The following is a 24,723-nucleotide window of genomic DNA, read 5'->3' on the forward strand; positions in this document are numbered from 1 at the left end:
GAGTACCCAAATGAGCGACCTCGAAGAACTCCGCACCACACTGGCATCAACTCCCGACTGGGACAGTCTCAATGCCTACGAGATGACCAAACGCTGCTGCGCTGAACTCACCAAGCGCGGACAACGGCTACCAAGCTGGATGAACATTCGGGACATCATCGGCAAGGGCAGCGCCAACGACATCAACCGGGGCAAGGAAGACTTCCGCCGCGAGCACGGCGACGCGCTGCGCAAGATGAGCGGATTCGTCAAGGGCGTACCGGAAGCCCTTGCTCCGCACATCCTCGGCTTCTGGACAGCCGCCATCTCTCTGGTGCGCGAAGAGTTCGATGGGCAAGTAGCAGAGTGGCAGGCACAGATCGAGCGGGCCGAGGCCGCCGTTGCCCATGCAGAGGATGAGCGAGATCGGGCCGTCAGCCGTGCCGAAGCCTTGCAGGGACAGATCGCCGGTCTTCAAGAGGCAATGAACACCCTCCAAGGCCGCGTCGATACGGAACGAGCAGCACGGGAGCAGGCAGAGCGGATGTTCGAGTCCAACCGGCAGGAACTGGCCGGACAGCGCGACGAGCTACGTGCCGCACTCGCCCATTCACAGCAGGAACTGAGCGACGCGATCACGCGCCTCGAAGGCGTCGAGAAGCACTCGCTGCTGGAGATCGACCGCGCCCGCACCGAGGCGCAGAACAAGATCGCCAGCATCGAAGCGAAAGCCAAGCGGGAGAGCACCGATTACACGCTGGAGATGGCTCGCGTGAACAATCAGCTTCGCGATCTACGCGCCCAGCTTGCCAGTGCGACTCAGCAAACAGCCTTGCAGGAGCAGGAGAACACCTCGATGCGCGAGCGCCTTCAACGCGCCGAAGGTCAGGCCGACCATCTGGCGTCGGAAAACGCCCGGTTGGTCGCGGCTTTGCAGGAGGCCGTTGCCACCCAGCGCCCGGCGCTGCGTGGCAAGTCTCCAGTCATAAAAAAGCGCCGAACACCTCGCTAGAGGCATTGACGAATGATGGACTATAATCCATACTGACCATCACAAATCTAAACTTTTAACAGGGCAATCGAAATGGACGCCGAAAAAACTGTATGGTGCATCGCCATCACCTTCGCCGACACGGAAAAAAACGGTTTCGTGTCGCTGGGCGGTGCTGGCTGGGAAACGCAAGCCGAGTGGGAGCAAGAGTGGAACCGTATCCCCGCCTCACCGTTGGGCTGGGATGACCCTGCCATGCTGATTCTCGACAAGCTCGACGAGAACGGTGATCGAATCGACGAGCGCCCCATTACCGCCGAGACTGCGGTGGCTCTGCTCGGCAAGCCGCTTGACGTGCTGATCTCCGAAGGCCGAGAGAAAACCTGCTTCACGCTCGGCGAGTTCCTCGACCGCCATCCCGAGATGGCCTCTCGATTCAACGACGCCCGGACACACGGCAACGAAGGAGTATCCCAATGAAGAAGCTCGCCGCGTTCGCTGTCGCAGCACTGGCCTGCGCCTCTGCAATGGCGCAGATGCCCGTCCCGCTGCTCGACAATGATGCTGTAGCCAACCCGACGCAGTGGAAGATCGCCGCGCCCATCGTGCAGGCCGGACTGGAATGCCGTCAGCAGATCAACCCGGATAACCCGGCCCTGCGCCCTCTACTCCCCAGCAACGATGCCGGGCAGTGGGAGCTTGTGCCGCCCAAGGGGTTTGCTGTCTTCGGACTGCCCGTCCAGTCGATCACGATCTATATCGACCCGGACGGCGAAATGGGCGCGAGCTACACCGCATCGGTGGCGGCTCCCAAGGCCGCAGCCGTCAAGGCCGCCAAGCTCAACGGTCAGCGCAAGACGAAGATCGGCAGCCTGATGGCAGAGCAAGGCAGCCGTCCCTCGCTGACCGACATTACCTGCACGGTCAGCGGCTCCCGCGAAACCGAATAACCCAGAAGGACATCACATGAAAATCAAGCAACTTGCCGTCGCCATCGCCGCTCTCGCACTCGCTGCCGCAGCACAGGCGAGCGATTCTCCTGCCGTCGCCAAAGCCAAGCTGGAGAAGGTTCTGACCTGCGAACAGGGGGCCGACCCGGAAGAAGTCGCCACCCTCATCAAGACGCTGGGCGGCCTGTCTATCGTGCAAGCATCCCCTCTGTCTGATGCGGAATACACCGTACCGAACCCGGTTGAGCTTTTCGGTCGCCCGGTCACGAAAATCTCCATTCATCGCGGCATGAATGCCGATGGCGATTTCAACGAGTACGGTGCTCTCTTCTCCGGCGAGTCCATCGACACCGTTGCCAAGATCGCGGGGATCACCCCGGACGCCGCTGGCACCTATCGTAAAGAGGTCGGTGGTCACGATCTGATTCTTCGTCCCGAGGCCGGAGCCACCTACATCACCTGCGCGAACGATGTCCGCACCATCGTGAAGACCATCCAGCGCACCGCGAAGAATGTGGGCAAGGCGATCAACGAAACCACCACCAAGAAGGAGTAAGCGGACATGGACATCACTGCCGCCGAATGGAATCAACGCTTTCCTGTGGGAACACCTGTCCGGTATCACCCGATCATTGGTGACAAGGAGTTCATCACCTCCAAGACCCGCAGCGAGGCTTGGGAACTTGGTCACGGCGCTCCCGTGGTCAAGATCGAAGGCCGGACTGGCGGTGTCGCGCTGGAAGCGATTGATGTCATCACGGTCGAATCGGAGGCCAGCGCATGAACGCCGACAAGAAGCCGGACGGTGCCGTACTGGCCGAGCAGATCGAGCGCGGTGAAGTCAATTTCCTCGACATCCTGCGCACCCGAGGCGAGCTTTGCGTCATGGTGCCGGGCAACAGCCCGGAGGCGGCTCGTGCCATGCTCGACCGCCTCTCAGCCGAGATTCGCGGCACTGAGTTCGAGCAACCCATGCAACCCATCCTCGACAACATCCGCTTCGACATCGAAGCGGCGGAGCGGGGCGCATTCCCGCCCGGCTTCGCGTAGGACGCAAACCATGCGAGAAGTCATGCGCCGCACTGCGAGCACTGTGTATCCGACCCGTACCGGGGCATTCCCTGCCGCAACCTTCTTCACCACTGAGGCAGAGTTGGACTACATCCGCACCGTGCAAGCTGACTACCACGGCACATTCGGCATCTGTGTCTGCCCCGCCGATAGCTTCTGGATACACCAAGCCGATGTCCGGCCTGCCGAGGCTGACGATGGCCGCTAAAGCGCCTCGCAAGCCACTCCGGGAGCGCATCCTTGATGCCGAGACACACGGCAGCCGCTGGCTTGCCGATGGCAACGCTGCACGCGAAGCGGGTGACACAGCGAAGGCGGACGAGTGCTACGCCAAAGCGCAATACTGGCTCGACAGGGCGAATCTGCTGTCGGGCCGTTCGGATCGGCCTGCGCCGAAGCAATAGGACACGCAGACGATGGAGAAGCAACAACATGGCCTCACAGTTGAGGCAGTGCAGAAACTGGTGGATGACTTCCTTGCCGAATACAACGGCAACATCCCTGTCACCCCAGTGATTCAGGAAAAGCAGGAGGACATCTATGGCCCACGAGCATCCCGAGAAGCCATCGGCTTCCGCATCGACGGAGCCTACCACCCCGCCCGGCATCTCTTTGCCCTTGCAGCTTCCAATATGGGTGACGAAGGGGCCGTCCGGCGAGCCTTGCGCCACGAGTTGCTCGGGCACTACGGCCTCAACACCTTCAAGCCTGCTGAAAAGCGTCGTCTCCTGCATGATGTTCTGGAAACGGAAGCAGAACCGTCCCTGAGCCACGTCTGGCACCGGGTCAAGCGCGACTATGCCGACAAGTCACCGCTCCATCAGGCCGAGGAAGTATTCGCCTTCGTCGCGGAGGAAGAACGCTCGTTCTTCGGCAGGTGCTGGGACAAGGTTCGAGCCAGCTTTCAGAAGGCGCTGCGCGTCACCGGGCTGGCCGATGGCCCGCTGACGCTGCACGAACTGCGCGAAGCCGCCCTCGATGTCGCCGAGGGCATCCGCAAGGGCGTGCGCATCCAGCAAACCTTCCCCAAGAGCGACCATGCCCAGTTCAGCAGGGTCAAGGAAGGCCAGCACCGACAGGCGGAGCGAGCCGACTGGGGCGACTTCCCTGCGGTAGTCCGCAATGCCGATCTCAAGTCTTTGGAGAGGGAGCCGGAATACCTCGCGGCGAAGGCAGGGGATCGAGAAGCAGCCCTCGCGATGGTGGATCGAGTGCTGACCGACGAGACAGTCGAGGGAGTGCGCCGCCTGCTCGGCGACCGGCGCGACGTGCGTATCACGCCCGTGCTGGCCGAAGAAGCCAGCGGACGCAACAAGATTCCGCTGATGATGGCCGAAGTCCTCGCTCACCGCCTTGGCGTCGAGGTGGAATACGGCATCTGTCAGGTGGAGCGGGTGCATCGCACGGGTTCTACCGCCGATCACCGGCTCGCGTTCAGCCCAACCTTCGACGGCGAGGTTGAGCCGGGCCGGTTGTATTTCATCGTGGACGACACGCTCGCGATGGGCGGCACTGTGGCGGCACTGCGCGGCTACATCGTCAATCGCGGGGGCCACGTCCCCGGCGCTGCCGTCATGACCGCCCACGAGGGCGCAGTCAACCTCCCCGCGTCCCAAAACATGCTCGACCGCATCCGGGCCAAGCATGGTGACGCGATGAATCACTACTGGAAGGAAGAATTCGGATATGGCATCGACCAACTCACCCAAGCCGAAGCAGGGCACCTCCGGGCAGCCGCCTCGGTTGACGCCATCAGAACTCGCATCGCTGCGGCAAGAGATGCAGCAGGATGGCCTGTGGGCCAAGCAGATGCTGGCCCGCAAGACCCCGCCCTCACACTGACGGGCTTCGACCGTTACCGCGAAGCCCAGATCAGCCGCGCCCAACGGGCATTCGACCACGCTCACGACGCATTCTGGGGCTGCGGGGACACTCTCCCGGCGATCCGCGCCGAGATCGAGCAGAAGGCCCATGCCGAAGGCGTCGATCCGCGTGCATTGCTCGCGACCGTGTTTTCAGACGAGCCGCCTTTGGCCTACGCCCAACGCATCACGGACGCCATCGCGGCATCGCCCGAGGCGCAGACACTCGAAAAGAGCGTGCGCCATGCTCGCCGACACCTTGACAAACAGCTTCGTCGCACGCCCGGCCCGGCACCCGCAGCCGAGGGCGACGAATGCGCCTTGGACTCATAAGGACGCACACCATGCTCTCCGCTGTCACCTCTCGCCTGTCCGTCGAATTCCACTTGAACGAGAACACGCTACAGGCCCGGCATTGCCTGACCGCCAATCCTCTGCGCTACCACGATGGATTCACCCCTTCCGATTCCGAGGCTGGCTGGAAGCAGGTCATGGCCTTCGGCGCAGAGGACACGACCGACGACGAGATCGAGTCCCAAAAACTCACGCTCGTGGAGCGCCACCGCGCCTTCTGGCTTGAGCTTCTGGATCAGTTCTCTGGCAACTCCATCATCTGCGACGGGCACCACTACGTCAGTCACGACTTGGGAACCGGCATGGGCTTCTACGGTGAAGCATTCCGGGTGGATTGGATCGACACAACCCGCCCTCCCCTTGTCTGCAACCTATCGACACAAGGCCCGATCCCCGGCTGGTTGCGACCACAACTCCCGGACAATGCCACCATCACCAACCTCGACTACCTGCTCGACGAGCGCCCGGTGCTGTCACGCCGCCGCATCCGGCGTCACCTGATAGCCGCTGGCCTGCGCCCATCCGAAGCGTCCGCGTTCCTGCGTGAGCATGACGAGCGCCGCCATTACAGCAGGGAGTCACATTACTGGCCCAGCCGAACCCTCCGCGACCTGATGAAGCGCAAACACCGCCATGCGGCTCGCTGGTTCCCGCTGGATGTCGCCATTGCCTGACCCTCAGCAGCCTCAAAGGGAGAACAACATGCCGCCGCTGCTCAAGACCATCATCAACGCCATCCAAGAAGATTTCGGGCGGCCTGCATCGCTCTACGCGCTGCTCGACGCCCACCACGACCTCTCCGCCACGCTCGGCGAGCCGCCCCGCGACATCGCGTCCGAAAGCGTGGCACGGTGGCATGAATGGGGTGAAACGCCGTTCAATCACTGGCCGCGCCGTGCTCGCGGCGAAGTGATGGGCTGGCGTCATGTCGGGGGGACTTACAGCAGCTTCTACGTCAAGCGGGAAGAGTTCGCCAACTTCGGCTCCTGCGAGGTTACGGAAGACTGGGAATGCGACATCCAAGATGTCACGGGCCTCTCGGCCTCGAAGTCCGAACTAAAGGACTTCGACACCCTCGACCGCATGGTGGAAACCAACTCGCGGAACATGATCGAGCCGATCACCGCCGACAAGCTGCGCGAAAACCTCGCATGGAGCGAGATTCGCATCCTGCATCGCGACTACCCGTCCGACTTCTTCGCCCGTTACCTGTGGGATGGCCGGGTGTTCCTCATCAACAGCGGTGGCTCACACCACTTCGCCGCAGCCCGTTACATCGCTTCTCGAATCGGTGCGCCGGTTCCGCTGCGCGGCAAGCTGCGCACCTACGCCATCAACGAGATGGCCGTAGCGAGCCTCCAGCGCGACTACGAGATGTTCGTGATGGCAGACATCCCGAAAGCCACGCTCGGCTTCCACGATGCTATGCAGAGCTTCCGGGCATCCTACCTGTGGCAGTATCTGCCGCGCCCGTACCGGGACAGTCGCGCCATCCTTCTTCCCAGAGCAGACGCACGCTCGATGAAGGTGGCCGCCGCACTGCACGAGGCCGGGTTCTTCGACCTCGGCCTGTACCTGCGCGAACTGGCAGCACGGCAGACCATTAGCGGCATTGTTCAATAATCCAAAGCAACCGCTTGCCATTGGAGGTGAATAAACTTCATGCGCATTGACTTGCAAGTTCCTTTTGACGAAAAGGACGAAGCTAAACGATGTGGTGCTCGCTGGGATACGGCGAGCAAGGTTTGGTATATCCCTGATGGCGTTGACCCAAAATCTTTCCAGAGATGGCTACCCAAATCACTCGAACACCGCAGCAATATTAAATCCGACAATTACTTTGTCGCTGTCAGTAGCAAAGCCTGCTGGAAATGCGGGGGAATAACTAAAGTCTGCGGCATCGCCCTACCTGCTGGCCACGAAACACTAGAGCCAGTTGATGAAGAAGATGCTGGTTTCGGCCAAAACGATGTTTATACAGAAGCTCAGTTCCAAGAATGGCTTGATAGCCCAGCATCAAGCCATTGGGTGACGAGTGACTTCCCAACCATCGTTTATTATGTTTCCGCGCTCCCGGAGCGGGTCATAAACTATATGCAGGTCTATTCCCATCACTACAAACTTGATTTCAGTAAGACTATGCAAACTTCTTACTGGATGAATCACTGCGAACACTGTGGTATGAAACAAGGTGACTTTGAAATGTACGAAGAGCCAGATGGCACATTCTATCCATTAGATGCAGCAGCGGCGGCCCAGATCACCCTGCACTTCATAAATGAACCTTTTTCATGCAGTGGCACCTGTTCGTATGGCGTCGATATGTTCGCTTATATGAAGCGAGCCTAATCCCCTTCGCTCAAATCTCGGTACTACCCACCCAGCGCCCGCCAATGAAGGCGTCAGCGCCACCATCGGTCTTGCCCGCCAGTTCCTGCGCCGTCAGCACGAGGGCCGGATGCGTCCAGCCGCCATCCGGCGCGGCAACCGCCGCAATCTCCGCCCCATCCAGATCGCGCACCGTCAGCATCATGTTGCGCACAGGCCCGAGAATGTCCGGTTCCCGGTCGTGCTGGATGTCAGTGACAAAGCAAATCATCTCTACCCTCCCGCTGGAAACACGTCCCAGCCTCGCGAACTCCGCGCCATCGGTGCTGAGAAAGCATCACTCCGCTTCGAGCGGATCGTCTCGCGGTGATCCTGCACGATAAGCTCCAGCCCCTCCGCAGGGGCCAGAACAAGGCCAGACTCATAGAAGCGAAGGCGCTTCGGTCTGGCTTCGCCCCGCGTGAAAACATAGGCCCGCATGTCCACAAACGGCTTGTGTGCGACCAACTCGCCCTGCGGATTGCGTTGGAACCAATCTTCCAGCTTTCGCTTGTCCTCATCGGAAAAGTTGCCGCACCGCTTCACCAGATCAGACAACTCCGTAAAGCGCCTTGATGCCTTGGCCGGTGCCTTGGCCAAGTTCAGGCGCACCACGCCGAACACCACCTTGGGCACAGCCATCCAGCGCGGCGTTTTCCCGCGACACTCGTCGAAGATATGGTCGGACACGGCGGCCATCACCTCGCCAAGCGACAGCGCGAACGCCGTGACCGACTCGTGATCGCCAATGTAGATCGGAAGCTCGCCGCACTTCTTCATGCCCTTTGGGGGCCAGTGTGCGAGCTTCCAGTTGAGCAGCCGGTCGCCGGGGCTGCCCGCTGATTGCGCCATTGCGGCCTCCTGAAAATGCAGTTTAGGCTATTTGCACAATCATACGACCAAACGAACGCGGCCACCATCTGTAATAACCAGTGGCTATATGCGTTTGCGGCAGGCAAAAAAATCCCCCGGTCGCCGGGGGAGATAGAGGGAGGAACCTATCTGGGCTGGGTGCTGAGGCGACCGGGGGAGCGGCGGTAACGAGGAGGGAAAGACCCGAACTGCCGCCACCCCTCGATAGTCCCACATCAGAAATTTGTCGTCAATGATTTCTGACTATCGCTTGTTACGGGGTGTTAATGTCCTGTATTTCGGCATCATCCATGATGTATCGCTCAGCGCCCTTGATATGCTCATCGGACACCGCTCCCGAATCCTCCGGCATTGCGTCCGAAAGACCCAGTGGCGTGAGCACGAAGTCGTCATCACTATCGGCACTGGCCGCCACCTGTTGCGCTGCCGGGCTGCTTTCGATGAACGCCTTGACGTACTCCCCGGTGATAGGACGCCGCCCCTCTTCGCCGAAGATCATGGAGCGGATTTCGGTATCGGTCTGCTGCTTCGTCCAACCCTCCTGCGTGCTCTTCGCAATCAACTGCTGATAGCGGCCACCCAGTTCCTGCAATGCCAGCTCGATCTGCTCCACCGGGTACAAGTCGGCCCCTGCCTGCCGCACCTGATCGCAGAACCGCTCCCACTGCTGCTGCCGGACATCCGCCGTCCGCATCTCATCGACGATGCTCCGGGCCAGCATGGTATTCATGTCGTCAGCCGTGTAGCCGTTCTTCTTCGCCGCGTTCATCACCTCGGTGAATTGCGGCTCGATCAGGCCCAGCGCCTTGTCCACTACCGCTTCATCCACACCGAACTTGCGTGCCTCACCACGCACGGTCTGGTCGAACGCCGCCCAGCGCGGATCGTCACGACCAGTTCGCACCTGAGCCTTCGCCTCCGGTGGAATGAAGTTCGGCAAGTCCTTGCTGATCCCGCTGTCGAGCTTGCGCTTCGGCGGCTCCTTCGGCAGCAGGTTGTCGGCCATGCGGGCTTCGACAACCTCGCGCAACTCGGGCGCATACTCGAAGATGTGATCCACGATCTTCTCGGCGTCGCGAGCGGCCCGGAAAATTTCATGCTTGTCGCCCTTGAGCACCTCCAGCCAGCTTCCGGTGTACTTCGCGTGATTCTGGATGCGCCCCTCCACGCCGACCATAGAGGTGAGGAACATCGAGGCGATCTCCGCCCGCAGTTCCTCCTGCGCATACTCCGGCGAACCGAACGGGCGCTTCTCGTCGGGCGCACGCCGGGCCAAGCGCGAGTGATGCCCCGTCCAATGGGCAAGCTCATGCAGCACGGTGGCGTAGTAGTCGCCCTCGCTCTTGAAGCTCTCGCGTGGCGGTACGACGATCTTGTCCTGCCCGTGGGTGTAGTAGGCCGCGTTCTCCACCACGCCGAAGCCTGCGCGGCTGACCGCCGTGTGCTCGATCTCCGCACCCGTCGCGGCGATCAGCTTCTCGGCCAATTCGTTCGGCTGCCAGCCGATTTCCCGCTTGATCTCCGGCAGACCAACAATGTCGCTGCCGTTGAATACCGTCGCGAAGAACACTCGGGGCTTGCGGCGCTGCTGCTCCTGCTCTTCCTCCGCAGCCTCGTCCGCCTCGACGCGAGGCAAGGGCTTGCCCTGCTCGTCAACCTCCGCCTTGCGCGATGCTTGCGGCTGGCCCCAGTCCCAGTATTCGACGTAGGCCGCCTTCGCGCCCTTGCGGACGCTGTAGCCTGCATCGTTCGCCTGCTTGAGCGTCATCCAGCGCGGATCATCAGAGCCACGCTTGATCTGCTCCAGCAGCAGGTTAAGGACGTTGCCGCCCTTGTACTTGATTCCCGTGCCGGGGTTGAAGGGCCGGGTCGCCATGTTGTCCCAACCACTCTCCCACGGCAGGCCATCATTCTCTTCGATGCTCTCGATCAGCGCATTGGTCAGGCGCTGACGGAAATCCTCACGCGCAGCCATACTCAATCCCCCTGATCGACGATCTTCTCGCCGTCAAATACCGGCGATTGCATGATGGTGTCCGGCATCCCCGGCTCCCACATCTCCGTGGGCAAACGCTCGCCTGACTCCACCACGGCTTCAATGTCTTCTTCGCGCATACAAGCTCCTATTACCTTTCAATGTCCGCAGCTTCTTCCTGCTGCTATCTCGGTTCAAACACGAAATCGACCTTGGCCTTGTCCGGCGACAGGCGCAGGCCCGCGCCGAACTTGCTCTTTGTCCGGGTGCTCACGAAGCCATGCACAGCAGGAAGCTCCCCCTGCCGGATCAAGGTCGCCGCCTCCGAGTCCGACAGCGGTCGCCCCGCAATCACCTTCCATAGCTTGAAGTCGCCGTTGTCGCACACATACTGGGGATAATCGCCGCCGCGCACGCGCACCGTCCCGCCGCACTTCGGGCACGGCACGCCAAGGTCGGGCGCGGATTGCCCGGACGCCTGACCGGCTCCGCCGCCACTGGCAGGCTTGTCCTCGAAGACGAACTCGGCCTTGTGCTCCGCGTTCATCTTCAAACCCGCAGAGAACTTGCGCTTGGACTTGCTCACGAAGCCGTCAAGCTGCTTGATCTCCCCGTCGCGGAACAGCCGCTCGGCCTCTGCGTCGGACAAGTCACGGCCAGCGATCTCGCGCCAGAACTTGAAGCCGCAGCCGGTCTTGCACTCGAAGGTGCGCTGATTGGACAGCACGTCGCTGCCGCACTTCGGGCACGGCACCGCAAGGATGCGCTCTTGCGGTGCGGGCATCTCGCCTGCCTTCTGGCGGATCACGTCGATGATGTTCCGGGTCATGGCGGCGATCTCTGCCATGAAGGCTTCGCGCCGGTACTGACCCTTCTCGATCTGCCGTAGCTTCTGCTCCCACTCGCCCGTCATCCTCGGGGAAGTCAGCGACTCGATCCCGTTGGAGTCGAGGAACTGGATGAGGCCCATCCCCTTCTGCGTTGGCACCAGATGCTGCGCCTTGCCTTCGCGCACGGCATAAGGCTCCTTGCGTCGCCCCTGCGAATCCTTGTCGCTCAGCAAGCCCTCGATGATGGAGGCCCGCGTGGCGGGCGTACCCAGCCCGCGCTCCTTCATCGCATCACGCAATTCGTCGTCATCGACCAGCTTGCCCGCGCCTTCCATCGCACCCAGCAGCGATTCTTCCGTGAAACGGGCAGGCGGCTTCGTCTGCATTGCCTTGGCTTCCACGCTGTCGGTACGCACGGCCTCGCCGGGCGCAACCGCGCAGAGCGCAGGCGTCTTGTCGTCGCCCGCCTGCTGCCCGTACACCTCAAGCCATCCGATCTTGACGAGCACCTTGCCGCTCGACTTGAACGACTCCCCCGCCACCACGGTGACACGGGTTGTCAGGTTGTATTCGGCTGCCGGATGGAACGCCGCAATGAAGCGGCGCACCACCATGTCGTAAATCTTCGCCTCGGCTTCATCCAGCCCGCTGGGCCGCGTGCCGGTCGGGATGATGGCGAAGTGGTCGCTGATCTTCGAGTTGTCGAAGATGCGCTTCTCCTGACGAACCCAGCCATTGCCGATCACCCGCCCGGCGTGCTCGGCATACGGAGAGCCGCCGAAGGTGCCCAACACCTCCTTCGCCTTTTCCACGTAATCCTCCGGCAGAGCCGTGGAGTCCGTGCGCGGATAGGTTGTGACCTTGTGCTTCTCGTAGAGCGATTGCGCGATGTCCAAGGTCTTCTTCGCGGAGAACTTGAACTTCTTGTTGGCCTCACGCTGCAAGGTGGTGAGATCAAACAGCTTGGGTGGTGCGCTGGTCGTGGTCTTCGATTCATCCTTGACCGAACTGGGCGAAACGCCCCGGCACTTGGCTACAATCGCGTCCGCCTGTGCCCTGTCCCAGAATCGACTGCCAGCGGCTGCCGCGTCCTCGTCGCCATCGGCAACCTCAACGGGGGCCGAGGCACTGAACCATCTGCCGACATAGGTGCCCGCCTGCGCCCCAAAGGTCGCATGGACTTCCCAGTAGTCCTTCGGAACGAAGGTTTTGATCTCCTGCTCACGATGCACGAGGATGGCGAGCGTCGGCGTTTGCACCCGACCCGCCGTCATCATTTCGTAGCTCTGGGTTTGCCGCTCGCGCAGCCGTGTCACACCACGCGAGCCGTTGATGCCCACCAACCAGTCCGCCTCACTGCGACACTTCGCGGCGTCGCTCAGCGCGTCGAACTCGGAGCCTGAGCGCATCGAGCGGTAGGCATCGCGGATCGCGTCCGCAGTCATCGACTGCAACCACATCCGCTTCATCGGCTTGCGGCAGCCCGCGTGCTCGTAGATCAGGCGGAAAATGAGTTCACCTTCTCGCCCGGCGTCGCAGGCATTGACCACCTGATCGACATCCGCCCGGCGCATCAGCTTGTTCAGCATGTTGAACTGCGCCTTCGTCTTCTCAATTGGACGCAACTCGAACCGAGCAGGAATCACCGGCAGCGACGCGAGGTCGCGGCCCGCCGTCGCCGCCTCCGGCGCGTGGATTTCCACCAGATGTCCAATCCCCGAAGAGATCACCGCAGACGGGCTTTCCAACCACCCTTCCACCTTCGAGAACCCGCCCAGTGCGTCCGCGATTTCGCGGGCCACCGAGGGCTTCTCGGCCACGATCAGCATCTTGCCCATGTCACCCTCCTGTTACGCCACGCAGAACTTCTCGGCGTACCCGTGAATGCGGGCGGCAGCCTGCTGCTGGGATTGGGCCTGCTCACACGCCCAATCCAGAACCCCGTCATCCGGCTCGTAGGCATCGCCTGCCCCCTTCTGTGCGGCGAACCAGAGCACCCGCATCACGAAGAGAGGGTCGCTATCCAGCCGCGTATCAAGGCGACGGCGCAGGAAGGCGATCACCTTGCGCGTTGCCCGCTGCAACCCCTTCGCCGCGCTGAACTGAGCGAACGTCCCGATCTCCACCGGATTCATGCTGGGATGAATCACCAGCGGCGTTGCCTCCTTGGCGTCCAGCATGTCCCAAAAGGTCACGCCGTCCTTGCAAACCATCACCACCTTGCGGCCTCCGGCCAAATCATCGACCTCAAGGAAGGTTCCCGGCTGGAATCTCATAGTCTTCATCATGAACAAACCCTTGTTGTTGGACGGCTGAACCCACCGCGTTCAACCCGCAAATTTCAATCATATCGGCAACCATTTGAGACGGCGGCTTTTTGTTGTTGTCGATATAGTTTTCAATCATTTTGGATATATTTTGATGCCCGAAAAGCTCTCCGATCTGGGCACTCCACTCTCGCCCCTTCTTAGTCAATTCAAAGGATTCATCGACCAGATCGCGGCTCAAAAACTTTTCGACGTGGGTAACAACTGTAGATGGCCTTCCAAGCTCATTCCTGCTCATGAAGTGCAGCAGGCTCTGCTCCTTCGTCCATGCTTGGAAGCCCGGTTCGACCGGCCCGGCCTCCCACAGCCGCTCCCCAGTCGGAATGACACGATGCCAGCGCAGCGTCGCCACCTCGGCAGGCAACGCCGCCAAGTCGGCAAGACGGGGCGTCTCGAACTGGCAAGGAATGCCGCAGTCAATCAGATTGCGGGTCAGATGCACCAGAACCTGCTCTTCGAGGGATAGGAGGTCAAAACGCCGGTTCACAGGAACATCAAGCGCCATCGCGTTTGGCGCTTCGTGGGTGTGCTCCCCGCCCGGTTGCCGAATTGCCCGGAATCGGCTGGGGTCAAACCCGGCCCCATTCATCCGGGCAATGGCCTGCAAACGTCTAAAGGCATCTGGCGTGATCGCGCAGTCTTTCGCTCGCGGATAGGTCATTTGCCCGCGCTCGTACAGCGACTGCATCGCCCGAGCCACCGACCCGATACCCTGTCCAGTCGCCATGCTGGCCGAGAGTAGAATTTCATCGTGGTTCATCACCCGGCCAGCGAGCGTCGCCATCTCGCTCCGCCCGGCTTCGGCCACGCCATCCACCACCGCATCGGCGGGGACATCTTGTCCGGCGAACACAGGCACCTTCGCGATCCAGTCGCCCTTGGCGTCCGCCGCTTGCAGGGTATAGGTCATCACCCCGACCACGGGATGCTGCTCTTGCAGCATCAGCAGCATCGACCCCTGCACCCGGCCAACCGCCCCGGTATCGTTCGACATCGAGCCGATCAAGCGGTCGATGATCCTGCGGGCATCGCCTCGGGCTGCCGACAACTCATCGAACGGGGCGGCAGCCGCAAGCGCAGCCTGAATCTCGCCCGGCGCAAGCGCCTTCAAGCGCACTCGCAGGGCGCGGCTGCGATCTTCCTCATCCAGACAGAAGCGCAACACATCGCGGGCGATCACATCGCCCTCTTGGTCATCGTCGGTCGCAATGTAGATGCGTTTTGCTGCCTTGGCGGCCTTGCCGATCTCCGCTGCCAGCCGTTCCTTGTCGGGCTTCAAGCGGTAGGCCGTCTCGCGGTACTCCGAATCGACCGCAAGCGGCTTGAAGCCCTCCGGGTTGGTGCCGATGTGGCCCACGGTAGCCATGACCTCCACATCGCGCACCCCGGCACGCCAGAGCATGTTGGACATGCCCTTGCGCTTGCCGGGCGCTTCGATGATGAAGAGGTTGCTTGCCATGATGCCAGTCTCCCTACATCGCCAGATGGCTGTCATCAGCAGCCGGTGCCCGCTCCGGGGCGTCCGGCAGGCGATTCAAGCACACGCCACCCAGAACATCCCCATCCGGGGCATTGAGCAGGAACCCGCCTTCCGCACCCGCAGCGGCAATCTTCTCAGCCGCCGTGGTGATGCTGGCCGCGATCTGGGCATTCGGCCCGGCCTCGCCCTGAAAGGCGTCGCGACGCAGGTCAAGCTCTACGCGAACGCGGCCATTGGCACCAGACGAGACTTCAACCGGCTCACGCGGCACGCCATCAACGCGCTCTACCCGCCCGACCGCATTGCCGTTGGCATCATGCAGGGCAAAGCCAGCCCCAACGCCATCGACCCACACGCGCTCCGCTGCCTCCAACAGAATGCGCTTGATTTCACTGTTACGACCGATGTCAGCAAACGCTGCCGTCTGCGTGTTCTCCAGCGTGACAAGCACGAACCCCGCAAGCCGGTTTTCGGCTCCCGGCTCGGGAAGGTGCCCCTTCGCCATCCAGCCCCATCCCGAGCAGTTCTTGTCCTCCCATGCGCCCTCCGGGATTTCCGCCAAAAGGCGGGCTTCATCGCCCACCCTGACGGCGCTGACGCCACCGAAGGAAGCGCGCATCAGGGAGATGGCATCCGAGCGAGCGTCCCGGTCGCTCATGCCCTCTTCCAGCTTCACGATGGCCGTGTACTTCCCAAGGGCGGTGTCGGTGTTGAAGCCCATGAAGCGGGCCTGTTCGCGGGTCACGACAGCGGGTTGCTCCTTGCCCTTGGCGGCCTGCTTTTCCGCCGCGAGCCGCGCTTTGATGCGCTCGGCAAGGAACTCGGCAACCGCTGCCGCATCTTCCCCGCTCACCGAGAAATCGCCCCTGTGCGTATTGACGTTGAACCCCGACTCCATCGCCGGAATCAGGGTCTTCAACGCCACCTTGGCATCAGCACTGGAAAAGCTGATCTGGTAGAGCTTCTGCGTCCCCATGCAGAAGCCCTCACGCCAACTCGGGATCGTCGTCGGAGAAGCGGCGCTCGTATTCCTCGAACGGCACGCGCCCCTCCACCACGGCACGAAGATCGCTCTTCTCGTCGCGGTTCAGTTCGCGGAACAGCGTCTCGCGCACCGACTGCGGCGACTCGTAGCCATCCGCGATCTCACCCTTGGCATTCACCAGCCACACATCGCCTTCACCCTGACCGTAGCCCGGCTCAAAATCCGGCGCGGTCACGATGAAACGGTACTCGCCATCCGCGATACCAGACCAGCCATCCTCGGCCAGATACACCCGACCCGAGTTCATCGCCTCGTTCATGTCGATGACGCCATCCTTGGCGAGCGACGGCTCTTCGCGGTACTCGAACTTGCCGACCATGTTGCCGTTGGTGTCGTGCAACGCGAACACATGCTCGCCGTCCCGCACTTTCTCCGCCGCTCCGCGCAGGAGAAGCGACACTTCCAGATTGGCGTCATGCTCGAACGCCGCGTTGCCCGTCTCGATGGCGAGACGCACGGTGCCATCCGGCACGTCTCCGGTCGGCGTGACCGTAGTGACCTCGACGCGGCCAACGCGGTTGCCGTTCACATCCCGCAGCGCGAAATCCGCATCACCGATGCTGGCGTGACTGGCGATATTGTCTGCCGCCTCGTCGATGATGCGGGCCACTTCCTGATCGCGGCCCAGATCAACGAACGCGGCATTGCCCGTCTCTTCAATGGTCAGCACCACGTACTCGGTCTTGGCCGGATACGCATCCCAGAACGGCTCGTCACCAAGCGCCTTCACGCGCTCAGGGTTCAGGGGCACCTTGTAGCTGCCGGTGATGCTGTCGGCACGCCCGGATTCAAACTTCACGCCCACCGTGGTGCCACGCGGGTCATAGACGAAATGCGGCCCTTTCACGTTCGGCACGCCATCCAGCAGTTCGGTGATCTGCTGCTCAATCGCTTCGCGGGCCTGCTCCTGCCGCTTACTCAAGCCGCTTTCACTGACATCCATGTTGGCCAGCTTGAAGTGCTGTGCAGCCAGTTCATGCAGCCGCTCGTTGAGTTCCAGCGCCTGCGGCAGATGCAGGTGCGTTTCGTAGTGGATGACCTCGATCCAGTCGCGTTGCTCGGGAGTCAACTTGGCGAGCTTTTCGCGGTTGATCTTCGACTGCTCTTCGATCTCGCGCTGGTTGTCCTTCATCGCTTGCGCCACATCTGGGTGATTGCCCCAGCGGGCTGGATTGGTCTTCTGGAAGATGCGCAACTGCGGCACCTCATGCACCGGAATGGTGATCCCCATGTGGTGCTTGCCGTCACGCTCTCCGGTATCCCATTCAGGCGAGAAGCCCTCATGCCGCAGCCAACCGTACATGTTCTCCGCTTCACTGCGGAAGCCGTTGGGGAAGTCATAGACCCGCTCACGGATGCTTTTCAGCAGCTTCAACGTCTCGGCGTACTTCTCCTTCGCGTAATCCTGAAAATCACGAGCCACGTAGGGGCCGCTGTCGGGCCACCGTTCGGCAAGGTGGTCACACACCTTCTTCGCCGACTCCGGCGTCATGAAGCTGACCCCATTCAAGTCCGGGCTGGGCAGCTTCAACTGGATCGCTGGCTCGCCGTTGTTGACGGTCTGTGAGAAGGCTCGCTCGTGCTTGTCCAGCACGATGATCCGCTCGCCGAGCAGCGTATTTTCGTGGCGACGCGACGTTTCCCCCCAACCTTCAAGGGACTTCATCAGCGCACCGACCACCTCGGTCTTGGCCTCTTCGGTGACGGTCGCCCGCAGCGAGTTGATGCGAGGCTCCAACGCCTCCATCACCCGCGCCAAGGTCACATTGGTTTCACGCTTCTCCGGGGTGAACGGGTCGCCGGAAACCGACACCACGCCACCGGACGAAGCACCGACAACCAGCTTCTCACGCCCGCCCACCTCGACATCGGCATATTCCCACGGGGCGACGCTGCCAGCGGACGGACGCCAAGTCGGCTCCGGCAGGCCCAGCTTCGCCAGCGCCACACCCGCCAACTCCTTCGCATCGTCGAGCGTCTTGGCTTCGCGCCCAGCCTCCCAAGAGGCGGACGGCTCGGGGAAGTAGTCGCGCTCTGCCAGAGGATCAATGGTTCGCTGCTCCGGGGCTTCCGGCTCCGGGGCGCGGTACTTGGTGAGCCACTCGGGGCCGAGGGTGTTGCGCACCTGCTGCAATGCCGCCGCATGATCGGCGCTCACACCCGGATAACTGGCGCGTTCCCAGTTCGCCCGCAGGGCGGACTTCCAGTTGCGACCCTTGGCTTCGCGGAAGGCGTCCAGAGCCTCCTGCTGAGGCTTGGTCAGGCCAGCATCGTTCACCTGCCCGGCATCTGCCGACACATCGCGCTGCGCTTCGGCCACCCACGCCTCAGACATCTTCTTGGCTGTCGCAAGGGCGTCCTCCGCGTCCGTGGTGTAGTACGCCATCTCTTCCTGCTTTTCCTCGCACCATGCCGTGTTCTTATCGGGATAACGCTCGGACAGGCGGTACAGGTTGATCGTGACACGCCACTCCCCGTCCGCATGAAGTGCGGTCATACCGGGAAGGGCTTTAATTGCATCTCGTGTTTCTTTGATAGAAGCCATCATTTCCTCTCAATCGCTCACGCGGCAGCGCCACGTAACCCTTCCCCGAAAAAGCGCAGGGCGTCCTCAAGACGCCCTTGTTTTTCCGGGGTGATGTATGCGTCGAAGTTCATGTCCATGTTGGACTCGGACATGCTGTTCACTTCGGCCTCGTCGTCATCGAGCACCACGGTCACATGCAGCAGATTCACCGCCGTCTCGCCGTCGCGCTCAAGAAGACCGAACTCGATCACGTCATCGCGGTCGGTGAAACTCGCGAAAACGCCCTGCTGATGATCGCCGCGAACACACCAGTGCTTGCTGAATTCCTCGACACCATCCTCACGGCGAACGACGCCCTCACCGGCAGCCTGCGGCACCGGCAGGCTGTCCATGAAGGCGGCGATGCGCTCGCGTAACTGTTGGCACGCCGGGCTTGTCATGAGCGACCTCCTTCCTTTTATTCGGGGATCAGGCGCGGCCAGTCGAACACGGCTGCGTCGCCAGTCATCGCCTCGATGTTGGCAAAGCGCACCTCAACCGGGTGCGACTCCATCCACGAAGCACGCTTGTGATACAGGTCGATGAACTTCACCAGTTCGTCGATGTTCGGGAACTGGGCGTGGCGCAACGCGCCAAGCGTCACCAGTTCAATCGGCAGGCCGCGCTGGTAAAGCGCCTTGACCACCTCGGCAGGAGCCTTCTCCTGCACTTCGGTGTGCGTCTGGCCCACCACCACCGGATTCATGTCCGCGTAGATCATCTGGCCACGGCTGCTGTTCGCGCCGATGGACATGCCTTCGGCACCGTGCTTGTCGATGTCCTCGAAGTGGTAGCGAACCACTTTCAGCAGCGCACGGCCAAGACCGTTGCGCTCGTATTCCGGCAGATCAACCTCGACCAGCGACAGATTCGGAACATCCACCATCTCGCGATCCGGGTCGATGAAATTGCCAAAGGCAGCCGTTTTCGCCTTCACTGCACCCGTCTTATCTGCATAACTCATGTCAGCACCCTTTCCCCATGAATACACGGCGTAATGGTACGCCTACCCATACCAAAAATCAATTTTTTGATATGTTGTTAGTTTCGTGTCGTTATGGTTTTTTGTCAAGCTAGAAACCGGGGTTGTACCCTCCTTGTCGGTGCATCGGCTCGTAATCCCACGGCCCCCGCTCCGGCATCCCCATCCGGCTCGGGTCACGGAACTCGATGTACGCGCTCGGGTTCTGCCCGATCTTGTCCACCACCTTCAACAACTCCCTGCCGACATTCGTGGGCTGATCGCCAACCGTCGCGAACTTGATCTCCTCGATCCCCTTCCGCATCAGGTTCGCCACCTGCAACGCTGCTGGCTTACCGCTCAACCCCTCAAGGTGCGTCATCGCCCCGGAGAGCTTCGCCATGCTCACGTAGGCATGACGGGCGTGCCGCTCGATGTCCGGCTTCTCGCCGTTCTCCAGCGCCTTCTTGATGTACTCAGCAAGCTCTTGCAGGTGTCCGCCATATCGCGCCGACTCCGCCTCGAAAAAGGTCTTCGCCGCGTCGATGTAGCCTTTCAGGTCTGCCCCACGGCCTGCGGCCTTCTCGGTTGCGTAGCTGGCACGAGTGAACTCGACCAGCGCCTGCGTCTTTTGCCTGCGCATTTCCTCCGGCGACTCGCCAGACTCGACCAGCGACGTGTGCAACTCGCGCAGTTGCGGCAAGTGCTCTTTGATAGCCCGGTTGACGTAGCCGTCCTGCAACCACAGGAGCACGTTCCGGTCATAGCTGCCCGAACGCTCCATTTCTTTGAGGTCAGGGATGACCAGCTCGGGAATGATCGGCTCACGGTAGAGCGATGGCTGTTTGGTTTGTGCGGCGGTACTCATAGGCTGTTATCTCCCGAGGCTGGGTGCAGGTGCGTCATCTGCACTGACGGCAACGGTGGTCGCCGTGTAGTTGGTGTGGGTGTCGAGGTTGAATTCAGGACGGAGCAGCTTGGCAGCCGCCTCGAACAGAAGTGCGAGGTCTTGGCGACAGTCCATCACCTCGCCGTCGAACACCTCCGTGATGAATGGGGCCACCTCGAAGAAGCGAGGCGCTGGCCGCTCCGGGATCGCGTGCAACGGGAAGACTGGATTCGGCTCGCGCATCTCGAAGCGATAGCCGAAATCCCCGACACCCAATCGCCGGGACAAGTCCTGCGCAATACACAGGATCGACGGCAGCGCCACCTCGGCCACATCGTCCGCGTGCATCACGCCGCCATCGTAGGCAAAGCCCCGCCCAGCCTTGATCTCCTGATCCGCCAAGCCCGTCACCAATCGTCGCAATTGCGACTCGAAATCTTCGTTCGCCATAGCCGCTCCCTTCCGGTTATTGCGGCCTTTGCCGCGATTCAAGAATGAGGTTTGCTGTATCCAGCATTCGATCCATCGCCGCACGATGCCCATCGAGCACATGGTCGTATTTCATCCCACCAAGGTGCTCGTACTGGGCAATCACAACCGACCGATCCAGTTCCGGCATCTCACGAAGCCGCAACACGTCACGATAGGCTGCGGCCTTGTAGACCTCGCACATCAGGCCCACGCTGACGCCGTACATGCGCTGCAAGACGGCCTGCTCCGCAAATGCAGGCGCAGCAGCGGACGTGAGCAGGCTTGCGTGCATCTCGGCCTGCTCGACCACCGCACGCAAAAGCCTGCCCACCATTGCGTCGGGATTCGTCTGGTAGTAGTCGAAAAGATTGACCAGCCCGTAGAGCTTGGGGATGGCCTCAAGGACACACAGTCGCCGGGCGGTCGCCATGTCAACCCCCGCCGAATCGCGCTCGAACCGCTCCGGCTGCATCTTGACGGTCGCATCAAGCAGCTTGGCGATCATGCCGGGAGGCAGGAGACGCGACTTGTCAGGATCGACCCGTCGCCACTTCCACTCCTCGGTGACGACATCCAGCATCGCACTGGTGACTGCATTGAACACTGACGGGAAGTCAGGCGAATCCTTGTCCGCACCGACGACCGCAAGCCCCACCTGCCGCAACGACGATAAGCGCCGCATGACCTCCGTCATGCTGCGCAAAAGCTCTTCGTCATCAAGTTCGGCACTCGTCGCTGTCGCAAGTCCAACGATGCGCGAAGCCAACTTCAATCCCGCGCAGCGCCGACGCACTTCCGCACCGGCCACACGCCGAAGCTCATCAGCATCTACCTCGACAATCGCACTGTCATCATCCAGCGACGCATCAAGGCTTTGCAGGGCCGCAGGATCGAATCCGCTCACGGATTGAACCTCGGAGCAGGATCAACATCCTGCCCGTGGTCATGAGAAATGATGCGCTCGCGAACGAGCGTATGAATGGCGACGCGCTCCGTGAGGCGACGCCGACGCCCCATCATGGATTCTTGGATGGCAAGAGACAGGGGCCGCTTGATCGGGGTTTTCTGTTTATCCATAGCCAATCTCCGAGATTACATGAGCAAAATTGTACTCAATTATCCCGGTTTTTGACAACGACGACTAAACAGACATCAGAAAATTGTCGTTATGCCTTATGAAGCCAGCACTGACGCGCTCCGCTTGTCGCCCATCCGAAACCCGGCGCTCACAGAGCGTCAGCTTTCGGATGGGTCTGCACCCGAACTGCTCATTTTTTGGGCGATAGCGAAGAACTCGATCAGCACGGCGAACTACACACCTACCCCCATGCTTTATCCACAGAATCTGGGGATAACCAATAGCCACACTCAAACCGCCGCCTCAACCACCCCGGCAAGCTCGTGATAACGCGCCAAGAACAACGCCTTGGCCTCCTTCGGCGCGAGCGGCACAATGCGCTCCGGCAAAGGGCGCACACCGACGATCAATTCCCACTCGTCATCGTGCTCCGGCATCAGATCGCGCTGCTCGGTCGCCAGCATGACCAAATCGGCCTGCTTCACGCATGGCGGGATACGCTCAATCCCGAACCGGGAAAGAACCGCCGCCTCCACACGCTTCTCGACCGACTGGTAGTCGGGCAGTAGCAGCTTGAGCGGCTTCACCATGTCGCCCACGAACGCCTCGCTGGCATCATGAAGAAGGCCAGCCAGCGCGTGCTCTTCGGGAACCAGCCGACTGACCAGCACCGAATGCTGGGCCACGCTGTAAAACTCCCGCGTGTGCCCGGCGAATCGGCAGATGTTCGACAAGGCGTGCGCCACAGCTTCCACCGTAAAGCGCGAGCCACCGGGACGCACAAAGTCGAAGTATTCCCCCTCGACCGTCAGGATGTCCGGGCGCATCATCCGATCACCTTCCGCTCACCCTTGCCGTCCATCGGCGTGACCACACCTTTTGCTTCGAGGGATTCAAGCAACCGCGCTGCCCGGTTGTAGCCGATTCTCAGCTTCCGCTGCACGAGGGAGATGGAAGCCCGACCCTCGGCCCGCACGATCTCGGCAGCCTCATCCAGAAGCTCGTCATCGCCCTCGCCAGCCGCCACATCAGCAGCCCCGGCCTCGCTCGGCCCATCACCATCCATCGAAAGCTCCTGCTGCGATGCAGCCGCCTTGGCCGCAGCCGCAGCCGCCTCGCGCTTGGTCTTCACTTCATCGACAGCAACGTGCGCCTTCACCAGTTCGAGCAGAGCAGCCGCATCAACCTCGATCTTCTTGCCCTCAAGCTGCCCCGGCTCCAGTCCCTCGAACTCCGCGAGCTTCCGGCGCGTCGCCGGATCAAGGCGCGTGACCATCACCTCCAGCGACCCGACGACCGTGGTCAACACTTTCGGGGGGAGGCTAGGCCCACGCATCACCCCTCGCGTCACCTTGGCCTTGCCCTGCCCCTTCGCCTCTTCGAGCTTGCCAAGCAGAAACGGCCCGGCATTCTCGCGATGCTCTCGAATCGCCTCGATTGCCGCATCGGCGGTGACGGTGCCCGCCCGCACCAACTCATGCACGTCATGATTCGCGGTCGCGAGCAGCAGCATCTGCTCGACCCGCGCCGGAGTCTTGCGCATCACTTCCGCGATCTTGGCGTTCGAGTGCCCCATCCTATTCAGGCGCAGGTAGCCCATCGCTACCTCAAGCGGCTTGAGCTTCAAGCCTTCGGCGCTGCGCAGCATCACCTCGACCCGCTCGGTGTCGCCGCCCTTGAAGGACACGCAATCCACGAAGGCCAGTTCTGCCCCCCGCTCAATGGCGAGCAGCGCCCCACGGCGGCGGCAGTGCCCTTCAACGGGCACGATGCGCCCATCGACGGTCGTTCTGACGACGAGCGGCGGGACGTAGCGTCCGTTCGCGTAGGAGTCCGCAAATCCTTCGATGTGCGCGATTACCTCGGGGTCGTTGTAGTCGCGAAGGTTGAAGCCCTCTTCCTCATCGAGCAGACGCGGATCGACGCGGAAGAGGTCGGTTTTCTTTACACCGGCCACGCTGGGGTCGGCGGCCATGCCTTTCAAAGAGGACGTTGCCATTGCTTTTGCTCCTGCCGGTTAAACGGGTAGATACTGGACATGGACTATACTACTTGCTAGAATATCCTTAGTCAAGACTATACTCCATGTTTTTAGGAGACATTGACAGGACGCAACAGCACACGCCGGGCAGCACCCGGCTCTTGTTGTTGCGCGTTTGAACGATGCACACAGGCGAAGCGAGCACGCATGACGACCCCTGACTTACCAAGGCGTTCGACGGACATCTCCCAACCACCAGAACCACTTGTCTCCAATGAAGATTGGTCGGATTTCTGCGAGTGGGCACGAGATGGCGGCTACGACCAGTCCTACTTCAATCGCTGGGACTCCAAGAGTCTTGCTCTACAGCAGCAATACCTCGACGAGCGGGAAGAGCACAACCAGACGGAGAGCCAGCCATGACTACGCACGCAAAACCGAAGGCAACCACAAAGCGCATGACGCCGGAAGAGTTCAAGGCGGAAATCCAGCGGCGAGGCTGGACGTACCGCGCTCTTGCGGAGCGATGGGACGTATCGGACAACTGGATCAGCAAGATCGCCCGGAACGAAAACCGTCCGCTCCACTGGGATGATGCGGTGCGTGGCCTGCCTATGGTCATGAAATAGGTGCAAACACACATGCACCTGAATCCATCTTTTTATTGACCGTT

The 24,723-nt window shown here is 61.4% G+C and carries 30 protein-coding genes; 13 read left to right on the plus strand and 17 right to left on the minus strand.

The genetic code is table 11. The features are described 5' to 3' along the window. The first annotated feature begins 10 nt into the window (after window positions 1–10). From ACWJKU_RS19085 to ACWJKU_RS19135, 11 genes are all read left to right on the plus strand, one after another. The gene (locus tag ACWJKU_RS19085; RefSeq protein ID WP_454148309.1) at window positions 11–991 is read left to right on the plus strand and encodes a DNA-binding protein; all 981 of its coding nucleotides are present in this window, start codon (window positions 11–13) and stop codon (window positions 989–991) included. A 72-nt stretch (window positions 992–1,063) separates the two neighbouring features. Continuing rightward, entirely contained in the window at window positions 1,064–1,450 is a 387-nt protein-coding gene (locus tag ACWJKU_RS19090; protein ID WP_226331868.1) for a hypothetical protein, read from the plus strand. Beyond that, entirely contained in the window at window positions 1,447–1,920 is a 474-nt protein-coding gene (locus tag ACWJKU_RS19095) for a hypothetical protein (RefSeq protein WP_101530129.1), read from the plus strand. Before ACWJKU_RS19090 ends, ACWJKU_RS19095 begins: the two co-directional genes overlap by 4 nt. Before the next feature lie 16 nt (window positions 1,921–1,936). After that, window positions 1,937–2,476 carry a hypothetical protein gene (locus ACWJKU_RS19100; RefSeq protein ID WP_454148311.1) on the plus strand — a complete coding sequence of 180 codons (540 nt, stop codon included), beginning with the start codon at window positions 1,937–1,939 and terminating at the stop codon, window positions 2,474–2,476. 6 nt (window positions 2,477–2,482) lie between these two features. Beyond that, a complete protein-coding gene (locus tag ACWJKU_RS19105; protein WP_101530127.1) occupies window positions 2,483–2,704 on the plus strand; it encodes a hypothetical protein in 222 nt (73 codons plus the stop codon). Continuing rightward, window positions 2,701–2,970, plus strand: coding sequence for a hypothetical protein (locus tag ACWJKU_RS19110; RefSeq protein ID WP_101530126.1), 270 nt, complete (start codon window positions 2,701–2,703; stop codon window positions 2,968–2,970). Before ACWJKU_RS19105 ends, ACWJKU_RS19110 begins: the two co-directional genes overlap by 4 nt. Window positions 2,971–3,188: 218 nt before the next feature. Continuing rightward, on the plus strand, window positions 3,189–3,395 hold the full coding sequence (locus tag ACWJKU_RS19115; protein ID WP_101530163.1) for a hypothetical protein: 207 nt from the start codon (window positions 3,189–3,191) through the stop codon (window positions 3,393–3,395). 12 nt (window positions 3,396–3,407) lie between these two features. Then, window positions 3,408–5,186: a phosphoribosyltransferase gene (locus tag ACWJKU_RS19120; RefSeq protein ID WP_454148314.1), complete on the plus strand. Its 1,779-nt coding sequence runs from the start codon at window positions 3,408–3,410 to the stop codon at window positions 5,184–5,186. 11 nt (window positions 5,187–5,197) lie between these two features. After that, on the plus strand, window positions 5,198–5,881 hold the full coding sequence (locus ACWJKU_RS19125) for a hypothetical protein (RefSeq protein WP_454148316.1): 684 nt from the start codon (window positions 5,198–5,200) through the stop codon (window positions 5,879–5,881). Between the two features lie 28 nt (window positions 5,882–5,909). Further along, window positions 5,910–6,830, plus strand: coding sequence for a DUF6685 family protein (locus ACWJKU_RS19130; RefSeq protein ID WP_454148318.1), 921 nt, complete (start codon window positions 5,910–5,912; stop codon window positions 6,828–6,830). Between the two features lie 39 nt (window positions 6,831–6,869). Further along, window positions 6,870–7,556 carry a DUF5710 domain-containing protein gene (locus tag ACWJKU_RS19135; protein WP_454148320.1) on the plus strand — a complete coding sequence of 229 codons (687 nt, stop codon included), beginning with the start codon at window positions 6,870–6,872 and terminating at the stop codon, window positions 7,554–7,556. Between the two features lie 10 nt (window positions 7,557–7,566). Here ACWJKU_RS19135 and ACWJKU_RS19140 read toward each other — a convergent pair whose 3' ends face one another. The 17 genes from ACWJKU_RS19140 to ACWJKU_RS19220 form a co-directional block, all read right to left on the minus strand. Next, window positions 7,567–7,806 (minus strand): hypothetical protein, encoded by a 240-nt coding sequence (locus tag ACWJKU_RS19140; protein WP_454148322.1) that lies wholly within the window; start codon window positions 7,804–7,806, stop codon window positions 7,567–7,569. A 2-nt stretch (window positions 7,807–7,808) separates the two neighbouring features. Beyond that, window positions 7,809–8,426, minus strand: coding sequence for a hypothetical protein (locus tag ACWJKU_RS19145; protein WP_454148324.1), 618 nt, complete (start codon window positions 8,424–8,426; stop codon window positions 7,809–7,811). A 274-nt stretch (window positions 8,427–8,700) separates the two neighbouring features. Further along, window positions 8,701–10,422, minus strand: a complete 1,722-nt coding sequence (locus ACWJKU_RS19150) for an ArdC family protein (RefSeq protein WP_454148326.1) — start codon at window positions 10,420–10,422, stop codon at window positions 8,701–8,703. Between the two features lie 2 nt (window positions 10,423–10,424). Continuing rightward, the gene (locus ACWJKU_RS19155) at window positions 10,425–10,562 is read right to left on the minus strand and encodes a hypothetical protein (RefSeq protein ID WP_454148328.1); all 138 of its coding nucleotides are present in this window, start codon (window positions 10,560–10,562) and stop codon (window positions 10,425–10,427) included. 44 nt (window positions 10,563–10,606) lie between these two features. After that, a complete protein-coding gene (locus tag ACWJKU_RS19160) occupies window positions 10,607–13,090 on the minus strand; it encodes a DNA topoisomerase 3 (RefSeq protein WP_454148330.1) in 2,484 nt (827 codons plus the stop codon). Between the two features lie 12 nt (window positions 13,091–13,102). Beyond that, on the minus strand, window positions 13,103–13,540 hold the full coding sequence (locus tag ACWJKU_RS19165) for a hypothetical protein (protein ID WP_226331880.1): 438 nt from the start codon (window positions 13,538–13,540) through the stop codon (window positions 13,103–13,105). Further along, window positions 13,500–15,038 (minus strand): toprim domain-containing protein, encoded by a 1,539-nt coding sequence (locus tag ACWJKU_RS19170; RefSeq protein WP_454148332.1) that lies wholly within the window; start codon window positions 15,036–15,038, stop codon window positions 13,500–13,502. Before ACWJKU_RS19170 ends, ACWJKU_RS19165 begins: the two co-directional genes overlap by 41 nt. A gap of 13 nt (window positions 15,039–15,051) precedes the next feature. Next, window positions 15,052–16,035, minus strand: a complete 984-nt coding sequence (locus tag ACWJKU_RS19175; RefSeq protein WP_454148334.1) for a hypothetical protein — start codon at window positions 16,033–16,035, stop codon at window positions 15,052–15,054. A 10-nt stretch (window positions 16,036–16,045) separates the two neighbouring features. Beyond that, window positions 16,046–18,652, minus strand: coding sequence for a hypothetical protein (locus tag ACWJKU_RS19180; RefSeq protein WP_454148336.1), 2,607 nt, complete (start codon window positions 18,650–18,652; stop codon window positions 16,046–16,048). A 14-nt stretch (window positions 18,653–18,666) separates the two neighbouring features. Then, window positions 18,667–19,071, minus strand: coding sequence for a hypothetical protein (locus ACWJKU_RS19185; RefSeq protein WP_454148338.1), 405 nt, complete (start codon window positions 19,069–19,071; stop codon window positions 18,667–18,669). Window positions 19,072–19,088: 17 nt separating this feature from the next. Continuing rightward, window positions 19,089–19,634, minus strand: coding sequence for a hypothetical protein (locus ACWJKU_RS19190; protein WP_101530115.1), 546 nt, complete (start codon window positions 19,632–19,634; stop codon window positions 19,089–19,091). A gap of 109 nt (window positions 19,635–19,743) precedes the next feature. Then, window positions 19,744–20,499 carry a hypothetical protein gene (locus ACWJKU_RS19195; RefSeq protein WP_101530114.1) on the minus strand — a complete coding sequence of 252 codons (756 nt, stop codon included), beginning with the start codon at window positions 20,497–20,499 and terminating at the stop codon, window positions 19,744–19,746. A gap of 6 nt (window positions 20,500–20,505) precedes the next feature. Continuing rightward, window positions 20,506–20,970 carry a hypothetical protein gene (locus tag ACWJKU_RS19200; RefSeq protein WP_101530113.1) on the minus strand — a complete coding sequence of 155 codons (465 nt, stop codon included), beginning with the start codon at window positions 20,968–20,970 and terminating at the stop codon, window positions 20,506–20,508. A 16-nt stretch (window positions 20,971–20,986) separates the two neighbouring features. After that, entirely contained in the window at window positions 20,987–21,895 is a 909-nt protein-coding gene (locus tag ACWJKU_RS19205; protein WP_454148341.1) for a hypothetical protein, read from the minus strand. Then, window positions 21,892–22,068: a hypothetical protein gene (locus tag ACWJKU_RS19210; RefSeq protein WP_226331885.1), complete on the minus strand. Its 177-nt coding sequence runs from the start codon at window positions 22,066–22,068 to the stop codon at window positions 21,892–21,894. The genes ACWJKU_RS19205 and ACWJKU_RS19210 overlap by 4 nt, the downstream gene beginning before the upstream one ends. Window positions 22,069–22,359: 291 nt before the next feature. Continuing rightward, window positions 22,360–22,899, minus strand: a complete 540-nt coding sequence (locus ACWJKU_RS19215; protein WP_226331886.1) for a YfbR-like 5'-deoxynucleotidase — start codon at window positions 22,897–22,899, stop codon at window positions 22,360–22,362. After that, window positions 22,896–24,068, minus strand: a complete 1,173-nt coding sequence (locus tag ACWJKU_RS19220; protein WP_454148343.1) for a DNA translocase FtsK — start codon at window positions 24,066–24,068, stop codon at window positions 22,896–22,898. The genes ACWJKU_RS19215 and ACWJKU_RS19220 overlap by 4 nt, the downstream gene beginning before the upstream one ends. A gap of 189 nt (window positions 24,069–24,257) precedes the next feature. Between ACWJKU_RS19220 and ACWJKU_RS19225 the strand changes: the two genes are divergently transcribed. Continuing rightward, the gene (locus ACWJKU_RS19225; protein WP_454148345.1) at window positions 24,258–24,473 is read left to right on the plus strand and encodes a hypothetical protein; all 216 of its coding nucleotides are present in this window, start codon (window positions 24,258–24,260) and stop codon (window positions 24,471–24,473) included. Next, complete coding sequence (locus ACWJKU_RS19230; RefSeq protein WP_101530110.1) at window positions 24,470–24,679, plus strand: helix-turn-helix domain-containing protein; 210 nt, start codon at window positions 24,470–24,472, stop codon at window positions 24,677–24,679. The genes ACWJKU_RS19225 and ACWJKU_RS19230 overlap by 4 nt, the downstream gene beginning before the upstream one ends. Window positions 24,680–24,723: the final 44 nt, after the last annotated feature.

This window comes from Methylocaldum sp. MU1018 (genome assembly GCF_053646775.1).